We start from the raw sequence: 19,342 nt of genomic DNA, 5'->3' as shown, positions 1-19,342 counted from the left end.
AGATGACTCTAAAAATATTTCTCGACACGGAATTCACAGACTTTATTCGCCCACATTTGATCAGCATCGGGATGGTCGCAGATTCCGGCGAAGAGTTTTATGCGGAGATTCCGTATCCGCATGGCGGATGCAGCGATTTCGTGCGAGAAACCGTTATCCCGCTGCTCGGGCGGTTTCCTGCTGCGATATGTTCAAAGAACGAATTATCTGTCAGATTGCGAACCTGGTTAGAACTGGTTAAAGCACAAAGAGACTATGTCGAGATCTGTGTTGATTCTCAGACTGATTGGGATCTATTGATCAATGCCCTGGAATATCAGGTGCCAAAGTGGTGTCGGCAAACGTTAGTTGGTAATAATATTGACGAACTGCTTTGCTGCGAATTTTACGAGAAAAATAAACTTCCTGAGCATCATGCGCTTTATGATGCCATGGCGAATCGCTACTCTTTTCGAGAATTGCCGTTTCAGCCACCATAAGCTCCGTGCTTTTCATAAACAGCTGCAGGAACAATTTCGACTACTCCGATAAAGTTCTACGCATATGGAGGAGATGCGCAAACAATCTGAAGGGGTTGAATATGAACATCAACATTAAACCGATCCGAACTATGGAGGATCATCGCGCAGCGCTGATTGAAATTGACGCATTGATGTCATCCGAGTTCAATACGCCGGATGGTAATCGCCTGGATATTTTGGCTACCTTGGTAGAAGCATTCGAAGTAAAACATTTCCCAATGGAATTGCCTGATCCAGTCGATGCAATAAATTTCGTATGGGCTAAAAGGGATTAACCCCCAAAGACCTTCAGCCAATGATTGAAGGTCTCAATCGCGTATATGAAATTCATATCAGCCAGGTAATCTCGTGACCCCAACTCAAGCACTAACGGTTTTCCCTGTCCCTACATGCCTTACATACGGTATCAGAAAGCACCATAGGAACGTTTGCGGCTGCAAACTGGGCAAACATCATTCAGCCAATAGTCTAAAGATGCAGCCGCGACCTTGAGTGCAGTTACATGTTTGTGGGTAATTATTGGCCTTCGCGAGGTTTCGTACCCGCTTTACCAGTGTATGGATTTACATTGCCTTTAGTACTGTAATTATCGTTTCTCGTGGAATTGCGATTGGTCGCACGGTACGAAGGAACATGCGTGCCATTACTACGTGTGTACTCATGAACTGTATGGTTTGAGCCGTAATTTGAAGTCGAATGGGAAATGTTTGAAGAGTGGGATGATGAATGTCCTCCACGAGCATAAACGCTACCTGAAAGTCCGACTGCTATTCCCAATGCCACGATGCTGAGAACCTTACGCATATTGCTCCTTGTGAATTGGTAAATTGAAAACAATCAGAGTAACATGCTTTGTTGCAACATTATTTATCAATTGTAATTGTCACAATGCAGATGCCGGATAAAGGTAAAAGAAGGTGAAATTGTCTCTAAAGTACCGAATTTTCGTGTAGTTATCTTGGGAGCAACAGTATCCTATGGCAAAATAACCCACCAAATATAAAGCCACAGGGGGCATGAATGGAAACTGCACAAGCAACGCTTGCTGCAATACGGGCAGGCGTGAGCCAGCAAAGCCGTCTGCTTAAGCTCGATACACCGCTCGGTGCCGACGTTCTCCTGCCCCATCGCGTTGTTGCCCATGACCGTTTAGGCCGTGGTTATACCTACACCCTGGATGTGTTGTCCCTGCAGGACAACATCGAACTCAAGCAGCTGATTGCCCAGCCGGTCACGCTGTGGATACAGCAAGCCGACAAGCGCAGCTATTTGCCAGTGCATGGTTATGTGCACCAGGCAGGCATGCTTGGCCACGACGGCCAATTCACGGTGTATCAGCTGGCTTTTTCGTCCTGGCTGCATTTCCTGCAATTCCGCCAGGATGCTCGCATCTGGCAGGACCAGACCACGGAAGACATCATCAGCGAGGTATTCAACCAGCACACTCAGGCACGGGGCCACTTCCGTTTCGACCTCACACAGGCTGCGCCGTCACGTTCGTATTGCACCCAATACGAAAGCGACTGGAATTTCGTGATGCGGCTGATGGAAGAAGAGGGCTGGTACAGCTATCACGAACAGAAAGAAGACGGTTCCGACCACACGCTGGTGATTACCGATTCCGTGCGTCAGTTAAAACCGCTGGCGCCGGAAGACATCCGCTTTCATCGTGCCGGCAGCAATGACGAAGTCGACAAGATCACCCAGTGGGGAGGCAAACGAACGCTGCTTAGCCGACAATTGTCCACTGTTACTTACGATTACAAGGCACCAAGCAATAACAAGGCAACCAACACCTATACCTTGGATGGACACGGTGAGGTGCCGAACCAGTTGGAAGTTTATGAATACACTGGTACCTACACCTATCTGGAGCGGGACCGCGGCGACAAGTTGGCAAAGATCAAGGTCGAAGCCTGGGAATCACAAGCAAAGCGTTATTTCGCTTGGTCGAGCGTTTCCCGGCTCGCCGCCGGCGTTGGTCGCTGGTTCAGCCTGGCGGAGCATACTGATCATGATCGTGACAGCGCGGAAGATCGCCAGTTTTTTATCATCGGTCTGCATTGGTATATCGAGAACAACCTGCCGCTGTCGACCACGGTCAATCATTTCCCTGGCAGCCTGGAACAGCAGATCGCTGACGTCAAGAATCAGACTGCGGCCAGTAGCAAAATTGTGAACGAACAAAGCGGTTATTGCGTCAACAGCATTGAGGTGCAGCGCCGAACCGTTGAATATCGCAGCCCGCTGGAACACCGTAGGCCGGATATGCATGCGCAGATTGCTACAGTCGTGGGGCCTGATGGGGAAGAGATTTACACGGATTCGCTCAATCGAGTCAAGGTCAGATTCCCATGGAATCGACTGAATCAAGGTGACGAAAAAGCTTCGTGTTGGGTGCGGGTCAGCTACCCGAACGCCGGGCAAGGTTATGGCGCCCTCAATGTTCCGCGCATCAATCAGGAAGTGGTGATTACCTTCCTCGGTGGCGACCCAGATCGTCCACTTGTTACCGGTCGCATTTACAACGGGGAACAGACACCAGACTGGCATACTGATGGCAAGTTGTCGGGATATAAATCCAAGGAATACAAAGGTTCTGGCTTTACTCAGTTGGTGATGGACGACAACTCCAATCAAAATCGTGTTCAGCTCTATAGCAGCAACACTAACGCGCAGTTGAATCTGGGATATCTGGTTGGACAACAAGGTAATGCCCGCCAGGCTTTCTATGGTTCCGGCTTTGCGTTGAATTCCGACGCTTATGGAGCCATCACTACTAATCAAGGTTTATATATCAGTACCTTTGGCCGTCCTGGCGCGCAAGGGTCGCAGCTTGATGTCAGGGAAGCGCACCAGCAGCTGGAGGCGGGCCAGAACCTGACTAAATCCATGTCGGACACCAGCAGCAAAGCTAACGCTGAGGCCTTGAATGGCCAAGAATCGCTGAAAAAATTCACCGAAGCGACGCAAGATAAATATGAAGGCGAAGGGCAGCAACAAGCGAATCGTTTCAAAGAGCCCGTGTTGCTAATCGCTTCGCCTGCCGGTATTGGTCTCGCGACTCCGAAGAGTACGCATCTTCATAGCGGCGACTCCGTCACGCTTTCGTCGGGAACCGACACTAATCTGGCGATTGGCAAAAGCCTGGTTGCCAGCGTTACCGAGAAAATCAGTCTGTTTGTTCAAAACGCAGGCATCAAGCTGTTTGCTGCCAAGGGAAAGGTCGAGATCCAGGCTCAAAGCGATGCTTTGGACATCATTGCCGAGAAAGTGTTGCGACTCATTTCGACCACCGACAATATCGAGATCTGGGCAAAGAAGGAAATCACTATAGGAGCTGGCGGCTCTGCGATCAAGATCAATGAATCGGGGATCACCGACATAACGAGTGGTCAGCGGATTATTCATCAGTCTGATTTCTCGCTGACCGGTCCGAAGACATTGCCTTATGCGGCTCCGGAACTACCCACAACATCGATGACACCGAATAAGCTGACAATCGAACGTCTTTATCACGACAAAGAACCACTTGTTGGCGCCCCTTTTGCGGTGGATTTCCCGGGAGGCATCACACGTACAGGCACATTGGACGGCGCAGGACGTGCTGTCTTGACAGATGTTCCAGCCGGGACTGGGCAAGTGCGTTTTGGCTCTATGCCAAGTAAGTATGCGCGCAAAGATCTACGTCCTACGCCGAATTACAACGCGAAGCCTAATCAAAATAGTATTGATGCATTGATCGACAAATATAGCAACAACAAAAATTCAGGGGAAGTCTGATGGCTTCTCTTTTTAAACAGGCACGTCGTCATGTAGTCCAACAGGGCATGTCGGCTTCATCAGGAATGAAGAAATGAGTTCATCATCCGCACCGGGCGGTCTTTCACTTAAAGCGGCCGAACTGCTAGCGGTCGAAATTGGTAAATTTCTCTGGGGTACGGCTCAAGGTGCGTTCAATGAAAAGCAAACCTTGCCGCAAATTATTACCGATGCCGGTATTGGCATGATCCCAGTTGTCGGCGACGTTACCGCGATTCGTGATTTGGTGGCAGTTAGTCTAGGTTTAGCCACCAAACCTGAAAAACGTGAACACGTCATGGAATGGGTGCTTTTGGTGATTTTTGTGTTTGCCCTGATTCCGGTTCTAGGTGGAGTGATCAAAGGTGTTGGACGAGTAGCTCTCAGAGTGGGTGCTGATGTTGCTAGAGATACCGAAGCGATTGCCAAGATTGCGCATGAAGTGCTCGAATTCTTAAATCGAATTGGTCATGGTAATGAACAATTGTGGCTCAAGACGATGGATGTGATGAAATATGAAAAAGAGCTGATAACCAAATTCAGTGATTTTTGCGACATGATCATCATTTCCATTCATCGCTATGGCCTGCGCTTTAGTGCGATTCTCCCGCAAAGTATGATCTCGAGGATGGAGCAAATATCGAACGGCTTCAAGCAAATAAAAGAGCTAATTGCCAGCAAGTTACCAGAAGGGCTTAAAGTATTTCAGGAGAAATTAAAAAATCTTCAGGAGCTCATTCACAATGGTGGAGTGCCGCCGATAGACAAGGCTAAAACATTGGCTGTGCAAACTGGACAAAAGACAGTCACTTATGCGGAAGAAGCGCGGTTGATTGAAAGCGGCGCGGCAAAAAAAATCGTTCATGGCGGAACATACGCGCAGAATGCAGCCAACGCTGATGCCAAATTTGGTCGCTCGATTGATGAAGTTTATAAGCATAAAGCAGGATTTCCGGATTTAAAGGATCGGGTTGAAACTGTTGGAGGAGTGAGTTATTACCCCAAAATTGCAGCTTCCTCGGGGCCAATAAAAAATGAATTGCTTGAAGGTGAAACATTGTTTAGGGCATTTGGCGAGAAGGGTTCGACACACGGTGTCGAAGTTGGAAAGTCGAACCCCATCGGTCCCTTCTGGGGACGCGGCGCGCCGCCCAAAACAGCGGCAGAATGGCGAAAAAAATATGCCGTTATTGATGAATGGAATCGTAATGGCTGGTTGTCCATGGTACATATTCCACCCGGTGTAAAAATTCCTGCGTGTACTAGTACGGTTTCTGAACAATTCAGTAAAAAAATTGGCGGGCAGTTTTTGGAAGGGGGCGGCCAACAGGCCGTTGTAACAGCTTTTTTTGAAAAGCAAATTCTTGAGCTGACCGATCAATTGTACAAACGCGGCGGCGGTAAAGCTACCATCGCGATGGCAGATGGCAAATCCATCATAGTCGAGGTTAAGCAGAGTGGCTGGAAAGGTATCAACGGCAAAATCGGCTATGGAGAAACCGTGATACCTGGAGCAGCAAAAACAGAACGATTGGGCGTGACCGAGATACAAGAAAAAGTCAGTGTAGAGTCGGTCAAGCAAAGCGCAGCGGCTGGTGCCGCCAAAGAGCAGCGTGCTAGCGAAAACAGAAAAACTCTTAAAGGAACATGATGGGGCTGTTCGATATATTTAAAACTCAGTGGTCAGCAGGGAAAATGACGCCTGACGACCGCAAAAAATTGTTCTGGTATCTCAAGCGTAGAACGAGTTACACGGCATGGAAACGAGCCGCCGATGCTTTCGATGCGTTTGCAGTGATTTTTAAAAAACAGATAGTTGAAGAGCCACATGCAAAGGGTTTAATGGACGGAACCTATTGGGAACCGTATTACTCCGAAATTCTTAAAGCCCAAGTACTATATGAACAAGGATTAGAGCTGCTATTGCAGGGTGACCGGAATGTGTGGCTCTATAACGACAGAGGTATTTTAGGGGATGCGGGAACCATTGCAAATTCTTGGTACAGCGAATTGGTGAATAACGGAGCACGTGGCGATCATTTCTATGACGGGAAATATGTCGATGAAATGACAGACGCAATCAAGGTGTTCGATATAGCCTCACGTGATGCCGGTTATATACAATCTATGATGGCGGATGCTCCTGCACCAGAATGCTGGACCACATTTTGGCATGACACATTTGCCAAGCTACCTATACCTGGTCAACTGCCGGATGTTCCGATTCCAACGTCAGAAGTATTGATTAAAACAAATGATGAGGTGGCGGTTTTCGGTATATACGAACCTCAGGTAAAAGATGGTTGCATGAATTACCTGCTGGCGGGGGCGCCCGCGCCGAAATTGGAAGTTACTGACGGTACTTATGTCGTAGGACAACCAATTTCTGTAACTTGGCGTCTCATCTGGGAAGACACTCGCTATTTTGATGGAGCAATACCGGAAGAAGAGTCATTATATTTTCCGATTGAAACCAAAATTGCCAAACCGGCTGTTGTACCAACTCTCCCAGATAGTCAGCCAAGCGCGGCCACCGGTGAGCCGTGTCCTCAATCTGGCAATTGGGTCGTCCTGGACGACATCAATGGCAAACAAGCGTTCCAAAAGGGCGAGCGCTTACCGCAGTATCAAGGACGTGATGTCATCTGGTTGCTTGTCAGTAGTTGATCCAAAGACATGGCGCTTTCTATCATTCGCTTGGGCGACAAAACCACACATGGGGGCGTCGTCATCAGCGCATCGTCGATCCATCTCATCCACGGTTTGGGCATTGCCCGCGTTGGGGATATGGTAACTTGCCCAATGCCCGGACACGGCATAAATCCGATCATTGAGGGTTCACCGACATTTACTATCGATGGTCGCCAGGTTGCATTGCACGGACACCACAGCGCTTGCGGTTGTGCTTTGATTTCCAGTATACCTACAGCTTCGCAAGGGTAAAATTTTGAAACTGCCAGCGTTCTTTGTTTCATCCAATGGTGTTGTACGTGGGATCACGTGGCTCGTCACTTTTTTATTGCTGACTGCGTTTTGGATATTGTTGCTTCCGTTATTCTCACTGAATAATTTATACCAATATCTCGGAAGTCTGGGTATGACCGGTACTCAAAGCGTCATAACGATGACGCTGCTGCCGTCGACGATACTGACCTTGATTGGTTGGATCGGATTGCATGTCTTCACCTCCTCAGTAGCGTCAAGTCCGGCAGTAGCGGATGCTGCGAATGTCCAATCGTCGCCGCTCTCAAAATCTACTCCAACTACGTCGCTGACTGGGAAGCTGCGCATCGGCGCATGGGGTTTAGTAACACCTTTCGGCGACGCCAGCGCGACGGTTACTCGTAGTCGGAAACAAGAGAGGGCTTTTCGTCCCGACAAGATCATACGAAATGAAGATGGACACCCAGTTCATGCGGCCGTTGTCGAAGAGTTACCCTTGGAAATACTCAATTATCCTGTAGAGACTCGCTCTCGCGCTATGCGAGTGTCAGCGATGTTGGTGACCGTGCTTAATACCTTGTTCGATCAGCAAGCGGACTTAGCTCGTTCTACCACTGCTCCGGCTAAGGTCTATTGGCTGGTCCCGGAGGCGCTGCCATTAAACAATGAAACGCGTCTCAGTTTCTCGATAGCCTGGACGCATTCACTCTGGCGCAATGTGGATTACGACTTGCAATTGTTGCCTGCTGCAACAGAGAGTGCTTATGGTGTCGTGAATGCCTTGCAGCAGCATATGAGTCCAAGCAAAATGCCTTACGTGTTGCTGTTGGCAGCCGACAGCCTGGTGAACCCTGACGAATTGCTTACGTCGTTGGCACTGGACCAGGTGTTTTCCAACAGGACACCGGACGGTTTCGTGCCGGCCGAAGGTGCGGCCGGCTTGTTGCTTGTGGATGCTGCTTATGCTCAGGCTTCGGAACTCGTCGACGGTTGTACGCTTGGCACAGTCCATCGAGGGCAGCGGACCGAGGATCGCGGCACCAAAGGAAAACTTGATTCCGGCACGTTGGTTACCTGCATCACCGAAGCGATGGCCGCTGCACAAACCACGGCAGACAAGATAGGTATCGTAATCAGTGATACGGATCACCGCATGCCGCGCAGCCAGGAAGTAATACATGCCATGGAAAAGGTATTACCCAACCTGGATCCGTTGTCCCAGCGGATCGCACCGATGGCACTTGCCGGGTCCTTCGGCGCGGCCTCGGATCTCATTCATATTGCGCTAGCTGCCGAGATGGCCGCGACAACAGAACAAGCGGCACTATTTGTCAGCGTCGCCAACGTGCGACAAACTACAGCAATGGTGATTATGCCGGATACTGTATAAAAAATTTACAACTGATGAAGCGGCGATAGCCCAAGGTAACGATGGTCTCAGCAGTTCGACATACACCTGATCAGATCGGTATTTTTCGGATGTTTCATTCCCAGGTAAAAAGCTATTACGTGGTGGTGATGATTAGGCGCAACGGTAAATCGTACACAAAGCGATTCTATGAGAACCGCTGTGGCGGCGAACAGACGACGTTGAAACTGGCTCAAGCCTGGCGTGACACTATCATTGCCGCGCACCCGCCTATGTCTATGGCGCAATTTTGCGCAATAGTACGCATCAACAATAGCTCGGGTATTTCTGGCGTCTTCCATAAAACACATGCCAAGCGCAAAAATAGTCGCGGTGAGCCGGAATCGCACGCCTGGGCTGCCCGTATCCCCTTAGGCAATGGTAAAACCCGTATTCAAAGTTTTTTAGTCCAGACCTATGGTGAAGCTGGCGCCAAGCAACGCGCTATTGCTGCCCGTGAACAGGGGCTGGCAGCTCTTGGCAATACACTCTACAAACCAGAGCAGCAGCCAGAGCCGATTAGCTCCGCAGCGGATATTGAGCAGCTTGAAGCCAAGTTGCGTGCGCCGGAAGAACGACGCAAGCAACGCGCTGCGAAACGCATCGCCAAAGATCAGCATGTTGCGCAACTGGCAGCAAAGAAACAAACGGCGGCAGAGATCGCAGCAGAGCAAGCGCTCCAGAAAGCGACAAGCAGTGGGGAGCCCTATATCAGCCGCTACATCGGTGCGACTGAACGCAGCGGTTTTCGTGTCAGCATCGTGCGTCAAGGTCGCAGCTACAGAAAATCCTTTGCCGATGGCATCTATGGTGGCACGACGGCTGCATTGGAAGCAGCCAAAATCTGGCGCGATCAGACTTTTGTTGCGTTACCGGCCATTAGTAAGGCCCAAGCTGTTACACGCATCCCGGCAGCGAATACCAGCGGTGTGGCCGGCGTTTATCTCCGGCGTGAGGTGGTAGACGGCAAGAGGCGCGAAGCCTGGGTCGCCTACGCGCCCAAGCAAGCGGGGAAGCTAAACCGCACCAAGGGATTTTCTATTGCCAAATACGGCGAAAAGCAGGCGTTTGCACTGGCGGTCCAGGCCCGACGAGCGTTTGTTGCGGAATTGACCGATGTACCTCACTTGCCTAAACACGCTGCGAAGCAAATGCTATTTGCCGTCCAGCTAGCCATGTCTGAGCCGGTTATTACGGACCAAGATCGCGATGTCGGTTAGATGTTGCGCCGGGCCTGCCTAAATACGATACAAGGTGCGTTACTTTTCGTCACGGTAATCCCACCATTTTCTGGGATCTCGGTGCTGTCTATGTGAATTGGTCTGCGATAGTTGTACTTTATGCTAGATTGCTTGCGTAGCTTTCCTTTCAAAAAAATTACCAGAAAATTCGAATGGCAAACACGACAAATATTCCTAAAACAGCCTTAAGAAAAAATCGCGCTTCAAAGCCGGCAACCGCACAAAAGCCTTCGGTTGATTTTGTCAAATGGCTCGCGTTTGTTATCACCTTGTTGGGGATACAGGCATGGATTGCGGGAGAGGCTTATTACTCGGGATATTGGGGGCGGCTTGGGTTAGATGGACCATTTTCACCAGTCTCACTGCAACGGACGGCATTTGTTGGATTTTTGGGGGTATTTACCCATTGGGAAGCGGCAGCAATTATCATCATTCTTGCGGGAGTTTATGTTTTTTTTCTGAGTCTGACGCGAAAGAATCAAACTATTGGGAAGCGTTCACGATTGTCTATGAAATTTGACAATTGGTTTGAGAAATTTACCGTTGAAAAATCCGTCGGACTGTTCAGTGCGACGATCATTATGAGTGGGTCTTTGATCCTCTGTTTGTCACTTCTTCTTTCTCCCTGGATCAAAGCTGCATATTCAGCTGGGGCCGACAACATCACATTGCAAATATGTGATTTGAGAAAAGGAAATTCCGTGATTACAACAGCAAAGCTCCTAGACGGTACAGTAATCAGCGGCCTGCTACTGGATCGCTCTGACAAGTTCACTGCCATCACGGATGCCGCGTCTGTCCATGTATTGACTGTCGGCGATAAACCGCAGTTGCTTTACTCCATACAGTTACGAAAGATGAAATGTCCGGCGTGATCCAGACGAATCATCGTCGACTCAAATGTTTAGTCCGATACTGACTATTACCCGACATCGTTTCTAGTAACTTGCTATTCCGAATTACAAAATTACAAAAATTCATATGCGCTTTAATCTGATTAACTACGGGAAAAATTTAACGTTCACTTCCCGTTGTTATTTTCTTGGAACTACGTTTGCAGTTATCGGATTCATCATCTTCCTAATAAATGCGAAATTCGTTCTTGTTTTTGAGATTTGTGCACTTTTAGCGAGCATATCTTTTGCAGCTGGTTTTGCAGTGTGGTGCAGCCCCTATCTGCGCGCCGGTTGGGACTCCCCTATTGGTCGGCCTGTCTTGGCGTTGTTGCACGCATTAGTGCTGTTGCTCGCAATTTTCCCCGCTAGATTCTTTGTTGCTCAAGCGATGAAACTGCCGCCGCAATATTTTGAGGTGACCGTCAGTATTTGCACGTTACTCTTTTATCCCGCAATGTGGCTGTTGGTGCTGTCATTCATCGCACTACTATTGGTGATATTTTTTACGCTGACTGGCGCTGCAGTTCATTGGACTACTTTCCCTTTTTTTGACGAAACTTTTACGTTGCTTGGAAGGGTTTTTCCTGCAGAGTCATCTTCGCGGATTTTTCTTATTGAAGGAAGGAAGCGAAGTGCTTCTCGTCTAAATAGTCATTCCTGTGGGGCGCTAGCTATTTTTGCTTTCTCCCTGCTTGGATGTGGTTTGTATATTTCATCAACCGAGAAATTATCTCCGGCCATCAAGTGGATAGCTGCGGCAGCGGCTTATCCAGAGCTACCAGGCTGGTGTAAATTTGTTGGGGAGTGGGTTACTGAACTTGCGTTTCTGCCCTTGTCAGCCGAAGAGATTACTATTTTACTTTTTCATGTTGAAGTTCTTTGCAATATCGTTCCTGAATTGTGGCATACATGTGGAAGAGCACAAGCAGGACTCAAAGCAGCATTGGGGGTATGACCAGTGCACGCGTTCCGTTTATCTCCCAAAGCTTGCCTTATGGCATTATTCGGCCTACGCTGAACTGAGTCTGAGTTCTGATCAGTTTCAACATATGCTTCAATGCGCGGCACATTGAAATGTTTGCGTCTGTCCGCTAATGACTACATGCTCTCCAAAAATGTGGTGAATGGCGCATATGAAGAGTGTCAAGAAGATGCGGCCGAATACGGCCAGTCGCACCCCTGATCGATCTAGACTTGACCGGGCACTTCCTGTTAGATTGAGTTTGAACTAATACACATCAACTACTGATCGTTCACAGATCTTTAAAAGCCGAACTTCCGCTTTGGGGCGAAACCTGCCGGTGGTCCGATAGTATCTGTCACGTCAAGTCTGAACTAGTACAGATAATTGCATGTTGGGTCGATGCCATTGTTGATCCCACGGACAAGAGTCGACGCGATTACCAAACGCCGTCTATCGAGGGTGCACGCAGCGTTAGTTTCTTCGTCGGGCCATGGCTGTCTGCCAATGCAATTTCCCTGAGTGGCTTCGGCGGCCTGCGATACCAAGTCACGCAAGCATTCATAAGATCAAGAAACTGAACGCCCTGGCCATCGATGAGCGACTCAGTAAGGGCGTGATCGTGGTTGACAAAGAACTCGCCAACCTGCTGAATCTCGCCGAGACTGTTTTTTCGATCATCCAAATGCTTTTGCAACATCCGACGAGGAACTGGCCAATCAATGCCGTCTTGGCGCAATGCGACACCCATGATAGGGGCCATGAAATCGATCAGCCAGCCATCGCATTCAACCCATGCATGAAACGCCGTTTCATTGTTCACAAATATGCCGTTTTCGTCACGGCCATACACAACGACGTTCGCTTGCTGCTCGTCAACCATGAGCGCCATACAGCCAGCACTGATCGTCGCTGAAAGGGCGTGGTGCGTTCGTAGAATGTTCGCTCCAACCAAAGCAAAGAAAATGCAGGCACGGTGCGTGACGGCAATCCCCGATGCCTCAAGAACGCTATAGATGACCTGATAAATTCGTTGGTAGTCAGATAGCGGTAGCAGTGTTCGTCGCTTCATATCTTTGTAGCCCCGTCTAGTTTACGATGAACATAAGACAGGATTCCAAACACATCGATTGCATCCTGTTCCGGCATTGCCCAGGTAGTCTTCGGCGCATGTGCGACGGGGTTCCGAATCGCACCGAAAATGCCAACCAGCATGTTAGCGATTCCTTTCTGCTCGCTCAGCTCGGTGTCAGTCTTGAGTGAATTAATGGCTAAGATTGGCGACTTAACCGAAAACACAGCGTTCACGAGTTCAGCACCATCAGAGCCAAGCCCTGACATGAGTCGCAATCGCTCCGCGACACCCTTCACAGCTTCAAGTACTGCATGAAAGTAGTTTTCTTCAAGTAGCTCTGCCTTACAATACTTAAATACCTCGGCGTGGATGCCGCGGCTTTCAAGTAATGAACGCAAACGGCCAGCGCGAGCACGGGCACCATCTATAGTTGATTCTCGCGTAGCATGCGCGACTAGTCCATCCTCGCGCACCCTATAGCCTGCAAAGGCAAGAGCAACATTAAGACCGTCCCGCCGCCAGCGAAACAGTTCCGGTGCCGATACATACCTAACTGGGGTCATGGCCTTGTTGATGAACTGAATCACAAAGTTTCCAGCTTTGACTTGGTTTTGCTTCTCTACCAGTGCATTGTAAAGACGCTTCCACTTCGTCATGGAGGGGGCGGTGTCGGCCACACCAATTTCCAGCAGTAGATGCCCGATCTCGTTTCCAGACAGCCCATTTGTAGTATCACCAAGCACTTTGCAAGCTGCCTCAAGTTCGGCCGAAGCAAGGCAGGGCAGATTAGCCATAGTTATTCACGCACTTTCATTTCGATGAAATGCAGCAGGGATCGGATCAAATTGATGAGAAACATCGCTTCGGCTTGAGGCATGACTTCCTCATTAGGGTGTGCAACGCTGGCATTGTTTCTTAGTGTGTTAACGGCTTCGATGATCGTGGCAGCGCCTTTGAAGACCATCCCAACCTCATTTGATCGAGGTCCGTCGTACAAGAGCTTGGGGTGCTGTTCTCGGAATTTCTTGAAGACTGACGTCATTTTTTCGCCGGGATCAACTGCAATGCCGGCCTCACGGCAAAGGACATTCAAATATCCATGCAATGCCGTATGTACCCGATCCAACGCGCTTGTTGCACCTTGGCCGGAAGCGATCAACTTGTCAGCATCCTCAAGCGCACGTTCCACCGTGCTCGACAAAATACTCAGGTCGGGTGATTCGACGGCATTCGGCATATCGTCAGTATTCAACCGGACAGCGATGAACCGGATATAGCCGCTGGGCAGCAGGTCAGTGGTGGCGTTCGCGATCAGCCGATAGGTATGTTCTGAATTGCGGTCACCAATCTGTTCACCAAGTTGCGCATAGTCTTCGAAACCGACTGTGGCGAGCAAAACGCAAAAATCGTCCCCAAAGGAATTCGTCGCGGCTTCCACTGTGAAGGGCACGGACTCCAACTTGTCGGCGGATTCAAAACTGCCTTTATGTCGGAGTAGCTTGACTATTGATGACCTTAAGCGTTGCCATTGATTATCTGGTAATGCTGGCCCCTGAAGATCAATTTCACCCGATCCACTACCTGAATAGAGTTGTAACATATAAACGAAACCATTCTAGTTTGCCAGAACAGCAACTATACGCCGGAAATTGGTGTCGGCCTGGCAATTTTTCAGCAGACATCCGAATCTTCTGCAAGTGATCTCGTCCGTTAAATCGGCACGAAGTCAAAGCCGGCCTGGATAGCGACAAGATCGGCAGCAGTCTGACGGCGTATCGCCTGAAGATTTTGCCAAATTGGATGAGGAGCAGTTATCCCCGTTGCGTGGGGATATTCTTTGACGAATCGCGATCGTCTCGCGAACAAAAAATACCTCGCTGGGGCATTTTTGATTTGCTCTAGTTCCGGCTTGTTTCGACATTCAAAGTGCACTTATCAGCTTGTTCCAATCGTCAAGAATAAAAAGGCGAGAGTCGACGAATGCTAGCTTATCAAAAATATTCTTCCACGACCGTTCCGAAGGGAACAATACAATGTTGTTGTATCCTGGCTTTATGGAGCTCGGATAGATAAGCCCGTCGAGGCGCCGTCCCCGATCGTCGATCTCGAAGACCTGCGCCAAGTATTCGCAGACCACTTGAGATGGAACATATTCTATGTGTTCCATTCCGTTCTTTTGAATGGGCCTTGAAATCTGACGGGTAAATTCCCACAGAAAAAGAATGGCCTCACGCTCATCGCGCTGAGTACCGTCAAATATGGAAGGAATTGGTGGACGTTTCGTTAAATCCGCCACTATCAATGGGGCAGTTATCTCGAATGCCCCCATTGCAACCTCTGTAGGAGGGTGGGCCACGACTTCAGCTATAGCCGTTCCACGTTCAAACGCACCATAAAAATATGCAATGCCGGCGGGGTTCATCCTACCTGAACTGGCGCGTTCCGAAGGCGGGGCTCCTAGTTGGACTTCGTCTAGCTTCCACTCGTCATGGCTACCCCTAACTCGACATCTGAAAATAGAGGTGCCCACCTGGACCTCCCTAAGCATCCCAAATCTTCGAAGATATTCAGCGATGGAACTCAATACTTCATCGGGGGTAAGGTAGTTCCTATCGTAAGCCTCCCCATCTTTCTGTGTGAGGAAGTGAAAACGGGTTCGATGCTTTACTACTTCTACAAACGACTTCCACGCGCGGGATAGAAGCTGATTTTCCCGCGTTATACCCCAAAAGCCTTCAGACTTTTCTACCCAGCAGGAATTGTGGAATCCAGATATGACATCGTCCAAGAACTGAGCCTGGCAACTGAAGTCCAGTCCCGATAGAACTTCGAAAGTATCCGATGTTTGAATGGCCCATTCTCCATCTTCATACGGCACACCAGTGTCCTGCGGGGCTGCATACCAATAGAAAACAGTATCTGCAATTGCCTGCATGATACATTCAGTGGGTGCAGCAATCGATGTGTTGCAATAACTACATTCGCATTCTCTTTGGTTCGCCGTGATCAGTTTTTTGAGAAAGGCATCTCCAACGCATTCCGTGCACACCCAGGTATCAGGTGCGTCCCATCCTTGGGCTTCGGATTCCATAATTGCCGTCTTCGTCAGTCCCATTTTTGCTCCGCGAAGGTTATTGAATCATATTTTATTTATGGTTGCTGGCAGATTAGTACGTAGTCTTTTGTAAAGAGGTCCTTTCTGTCGACCACTTTGTTTATTCGAAGTAAATTGGCTTCGGTGTCCAAGCCGGTGGCAAGCAGTGTTTCGTTATCGTCCAGACCATGTTGAAAAACGTGTATATTTTGCCGCGCCAAGCTGAAGTTTTTAAGAAAAACTAATCATAGACGCTGATTCTGACCTTTAACAACAAGCACGTCGTGATCGGAGGGATGATATGGGTTTTTTGAAATCTGCATATGCGAGCATTGCTCGTGCGGCCAAAATGGGAAAACTAAAGGACGCTTTTGAAAAAGAGTGCCCTGGCGAGTCGATGATCGGGACGTTGGAAGGTTATTGTGGTACAGGAATGATGGTCGCCCAATCTCTGAATGATGGCACATTAGATCGATTACGTTTTATCGAGGCATTTGAACTTGGGCTTGCACAAGAAAAAGAACACCATCGTGCTTTCGCAAGTCGGGCCTATGATATAGGCGTTGATTCAATGATCAAAGTAACTTGACGGTTACGTCCATGTTTTGGGAGTCCCCTGCATACGCCAGTCTGATTTAGTCACCCGTTCCAATTCGTTGTGATCAATAAATCCAGTTGGAGTTGCGCACTTAGTCCAGCACCGAGGTCAATATGGATAAGCATCAATTTATCCCTCGCCGTGCAGTATGCTGGCTATTCAGCGTCATCACGACGGGCAAAAGTCTTTTTCTGGACCGTGGAGTATTCCACGGCGCTCACCTCAACGACGACAACGTCGGCTGGAGAGATTTTCACGTCAAACTGTGGTTTCCACTTTACCCAAGTCCGCTCTTCCTCAGTCGCGGTATCGAACAGCACATAATTGATTCCATCAGCGCGCTGCCCAGACCGAAATGCCAAGCCATCGAACGTCTCTCTGCAATCAAAACGAATGTACTCGGCGAACGCTTGTGTCATCAGGTAATCAGTATCATGTGTTTTGGCTGGCCGACTTATTTCGCCGTGCAGGTATCTCAGCAAAGTCCGTCGCTGGTTTCTAATTTCGTAGGACGGATCAAAAAAGCTTAGCGGCTGATGGGACAAACGACCAGAAAGAGCAGTCAGATCAAATATCCGCAATGGCTTGGTAGCTTTGAACCGTCCAACTACCACCGTGTCTCCTATGGATGGCCGCACTTCCGCAACGCAAGTGCATTGGTCGTCGGCCATATATAGAAACGGTATTCCAGCGGGATTCATCCTGCCGTTCGTTGCACGCTCCTTTGGTGGTGCCCCTAATTGGCCGGTAGGATCTGTCGAAAACGCCTGCTCTTCGTCGAGATTGTTGGCCACTCGCGCACGGAAAAATTCAAAGCCGATCGGCACATCCTTGACAATCGGGCGAAGGCCATCGCCATCGATGCCCTTTGCCGCAAGAGCCTCGTGTAATATGCCCTCAAAGAGCTCACGAACCCTCTCGTTAAAAAACCTGCGACCGTGAGTAAGCTGCGTTGCGGCGTGGTGCCAATCGCCAACCACATACCATCGCTCATGTTCCTCATCTTCAAACGGGCTTTTTACCCATTGATAGTCTTGGCCCGTCGCATAGAAGTGGTCCTTCTCCGATTCAGATTCATCTTCCTCATCATCAAGAACTTCAAGCCACTTCGCCACTGATTCCTGCACCATGTGCTTGCTGCAAATGCGTGCTTTGCCTACTATTACAGCCAGGGTGAACTCATAACCTGGGAAGTGGCCTTGATCGATCTCAAAGTGACGCGGGAGTACTGGCCTGACAAGTTCTGCCAGCCTTTTCGTCGTAATTGCTTGCCTTACCGTCTCCCCGCATCCCACACACATGCGAGGGGATTGCAAATGGCTCGCATAAGGCTGTAAAAAGGGATCTTCAATGCAATTGGAGCAGACAAAGTCTCTCTCCTGATCTTCGCGCTCTCGCAACTCCTGTCGCATTTTCTCAAGTGTTTTAATCATTTCCATTTACCCTGAAACACTAGTTGCGAAGCCCGGCACATTCGCAGCGGGCTGGGACGGACGAATCGCATCACCGCTCATACTTGACCAGGCGATCCAGCTGCGCAGCTAGGCCGTAGTCATACCACTGTAATGGGAGATATCAACCAGTAACAACAAAAACAACGTCTTGAGGAAGCGGGCTACGCTGCGCGACGCCCGTCACCCGAATTCTACCTAGCACTGAAACGTGAATGGAAAAGAGAAGTATCCAGAGCCTCAACGGCTCTATTTATTAACCCGGATTTGTGCAATTTTAAAGCGCTATTTGGTACCTCCCCACTCCGACATTGGCAGGGTCTAATTAAATACATCCCCCTATAACATATGAAAGCACAAAAACAGCAAATAAAAAAATACATAAAGGCATTGTCATTTTCCGCCAAAGTACGTAATTACTCTAAGAGAACGCGGGAGTTTTATTACTTAAAGGCTATATTCTCGCCATACGATTTCGTCGATGCCACGGTCTTCTATCAGCGGCGCGATCTCGGCCACTGCAGCCTTGAACAGCCGCGAATAATGGCGGTAAGACTCGAAATCGGTTGGCAGCAGGATCGCATCCGGCGCCAGCTTGGCGGCCTTCATCATGCCCATCGCGGAAAACACGCCGAAGGCGCGCGCTTCGTAAGTGGAGGTGGTGACGACGCCGCGGCCGACATAATCGCGCAGCTTGTGATACTGGAGCTTGCCGTCTTCCCCAGGCTCGGGCTTGTGCCTGGAGCCGCCGCCGATCACCACTGCTTGGCCGCGCAGCTCCGGGTAGCGCAGCAGCTCTACCGACGCGTAGAAAGCGTCCATATCCAGGTGTGCGATACGACGAATGGGCGAAGGCATGAAGTCAATGTGTTTGAATGCTTAATACGGCGATAGCATATCACTACTGTATATAAATACAGCTAATTTAATGAATTTTTATCCAGATAAATATTGTCTTTAATATAAATTTATCTAGTGGGTTCTGAGATCGCTTCGTGAACATAGAGGTCTGGGATTTCTATCTGGAAGTGCGTCAGGACAAATCAGTGGTCTGTGCCAAGTCAACCAGCCGTGGGGTTTGAAGTGCAATATCTTCGATTCCTGGCATAGCCAACAAATCCGCGATCTTCGCTTTGCCGCCGCTGATTCTTTTGTATTCATCAATGGTCAATAGCACGTGCGTCGGTTGCCCGCGATCAATGATAAGTACCGGACCAGCTGCCGCAGCTTTTTTGGCTTTATCGAGATTTTGACTGAACTGGCGGCTTGAAAGAGTTGTGATTCCCATTTGAAACCTCACAGTCGATTCTCGACAGAGATATTTGTTACGGAATGATGAGGGGCGAAAAAAAG

At 49.2% G+C, this 19,342-nt stretch carries 17 protein-coding genes and 1 pseudogene; 11 read left to right on the top strand and 7 right to left on the bottom strand.

The features are described from left to right. The first annotated feature begins 2 nt into the window (after positions 1-2). The 10 genes from CFter6_RS13250 (at position 3) to CFter6_RS25650 (ending at position 11,765) form a co-directional block, all read left to right on the top strand. Complete coding sequence (locus CFter6_RS13250; RefSeq protein WP_061540329.1) at positions 3-479, top strand: 3'-5' exoribonuclease; 477 nt, start codon at positions 3-5, stop codon at positions 477-479. A gap of 101 nt (positions 480-580) precedes the next feature. Continuing rightward, positions 581-796 (top strand): helix-turn-helix domain-containing protein, encoded by a 216-nt coding sequence (locus CFter6_RS13245; protein WP_061540328.1) that lies wholly within the window; start codon positions 581-583, stop codon positions 794-796. 745 nt (positions 797-1,541) lie between these two features. Then, positions 1,542-4,304 (top strand): type VI secretion system Vgr family protein, encoded by a 2,763-nt coding sequence (locus CFter6_RS13240; protein WP_082814764.1) that lies wholly within the window; start codon positions 1,542-1,544, stop codon positions 4,302-4,304. Positions 4,305-4,377: 73 nt separating this feature from the next. Next, on the top strand, positions 4,378-5,973 hold the full coding sequence (locus CFter6_RS13235; RefSeq protein ID WP_061540327.1) for a hypothetical protein: 1,596 nt from the start codon (positions 4,378-4,380) through the stop codon (positions 5,971-5,973). Further along, positions 5,970-6,989: an Imm71 family immunity protein gene (locus CFter6_RS13230; protein ID WP_082814763.1), complete on the top strand. Its 1,020-nt coding sequence runs from the start codon at positions 5,970-5,972 to the stop codon at positions 6,987-6,989. The genes CFter6_RS13235 and CFter6_RS13230 overlap by 4 nt, the downstream gene beginning before the upstream one ends. A gap of 9 nt (positions 6,990-6,998) precedes the next feature. Continuing rightward, the gene (locus CFter6_RS25100; RefSeq protein WP_082814762.1) at positions 6,999-7,265 is read left to right on the top strand and encodes a PAAR domain-containing protein; all 267 of its coding nucleotides are present in this window, start codon (positions 6,999-7,001) and stop codon (positions 7,263-7,265) included. A gap of 4 nt (positions 7,266-7,269) precedes the next feature. Beyond that, positions 7,270-8,655: a hypothetical protein gene (locus tag CFter6_RS25660; protein ID WP_150118751.1), complete on the top strand. Its 1,386-nt coding sequence runs from the start codon at positions 7,270-7,272 to the stop codon at positions 8,653-8,655. Positions 8,656-8,696: 41 nt separating this feature from the next. Continuing rightward, positions 8,697-9,893: an AP2/ERF family transcription factor gene (locus tag CFter6_RS13215; protein ID WP_082814761.1), complete on the top strand. Its 1,197-nt coding sequence runs from the start codon at positions 8,697-8,699 to the stop codon at positions 9,891-9,893. Positions 9,894-10,066: 173 nt separating this feature from the next. Beyond that, positions 10,067-10,789, top strand: coding sequence for a hypothetical protein (locus CFter6_RS25655; RefSeq protein ID WP_150118750.1), 723 nt, complete (start codon positions 10,067-10,069; stop codon positions 10,787-10,789). 106 nt (positions 10,790-10,895) lie between these two features. Next, positions 10,896-11,765, top strand: a complete 870-nt coding sequence (locus tag CFter6_RS25650; RefSeq protein ID WP_150118749.1) for a hypothetical protein — start codon at positions 10,896-10,898, stop codon at positions 11,763-11,765. A gap of 445 nt (positions 11,766-12,210) precedes the next feature. Here CFter6_RS25650 and CFter6_RS13205 read toward each other — a convergent pair whose 3' ends face one another. The 4 genes from CFter6_RS13205 to CFter6_RS13190 form a co-directional block, all read right to left on the bottom strand. Continuing rightward, a complete protein-coding gene (locus tag CFter6_RS13205) occupies positions 12,211-12,843 on the bottom strand; it encodes a DUF2026 family protein (RefSeq protein WP_061540321.1) in 633 nt (210 codons plus the stop codon). Beyond that, entirely contained in the window at positions 12,840-13,640 is an 801-nt protein-coding gene (locus CFter6_RS13200) for a TIGR02391 family protein (protein WP_061540320.1), read from the bottom strand. Before CFter6_RS13200 ends, CFter6_RS13205 begins: the two co-directional genes overlap by 4 nt. 2 nt (positions 13,641-13,642) lie before the next feature. Further along, positions 13,643-14,446 carry an abortive infection family protein gene (locus CFter6_RS13195; RefSeq protein WP_082814760.1) on the bottom strand — a complete coding sequence of 268 codons (804 nt, stop codon included), beginning with the start codon at positions 14,444-14,446 and terminating at the stop codon, positions 13,643-13,645. 321 nt (positions 14,447-14,767) lie between these two features. Further along, positions 14,768-15,961, bottom strand: coding sequence for a HEPN-associated N-terminal domain-containing protein (locus tag CFter6_RS13190; RefSeq protein ID WP_082814759.1), 1,194 nt, complete (start codon positions 15,959-15,961; stop codon positions 14,768-14,770). A 280-nt stretch (positions 15,962-16,241) separates the two neighbouring features. On the opposite strand from CFter6_RS13190, the gene CFter6_RS13185 reads away from it, so the two are divergent. Beyond that, positions 16,242-16,529: a hypothetical protein gene (locus CFter6_RS13185; protein WP_061540317.1), complete on the top strand. Its 288-nt coding sequence runs from the start codon at positions 16,242-16,244 to the stop codon at positions 16,527-16,529. A 164-nt stretch (positions 16,530-16,693) separates the two neighbouring features. On the opposite strand, the gene CFter6_RS13180 is transcribed toward CFter6_RS13185, so the two are convergent. The 3 genes and pseudogenes from CFter6_RS13180 to CFter6_RS13170 all read right to left on the bottom strand — a co-directional run bounded on the left by CFter6_RS13180 (position 16,694) and on the right by CFter6_RS13170 (position 19,277). Next, a complete protein-coding gene (locus CFter6_RS13180; RefSeq protein ID WP_167351389.1) occupies positions 16,694-17,971 on the bottom strand; it encodes an RES family NAD+ phosphorylase in 1,278 nt (425 codons plus the stop codon). Between the two features lie 489 nt (positions 17,972-18,460). Next, positions 18,461-18,847, bottom strand: a pseudogene (locus tag CFter6_RS13175) (DNA polymerase Y family protein); the annotation flags it as partial. A 175-nt stretch (positions 18,848-19,022) separates the two neighbouring features. Continuing rightward, complete coding sequence (locus CFter6_RS13170) at positions 19,023-19,277, bottom strand: type II toxin-antitoxin system Phd/YefM family antitoxin (protein ID WP_061540314.1); 255 nt, start codon at positions 19,275-19,277, stop codon at positions 19,023-19,025. Positions 19,278-19,342: the final 65 nt, after the last annotated feature.

The organism is Collimonas fungivorans, assembly GCF_001584145.1.
Classification (GTDB): domain Bacteria; phylum Pseudomonadota; class Gammaproteobacteria; order Burkholderiales; family Burkholderiaceae_D; genus Collimonas; species Collimonas fungivorans.
This window is presented reverse-complemented; position numbering and strand designations above follow the sequence as displayed.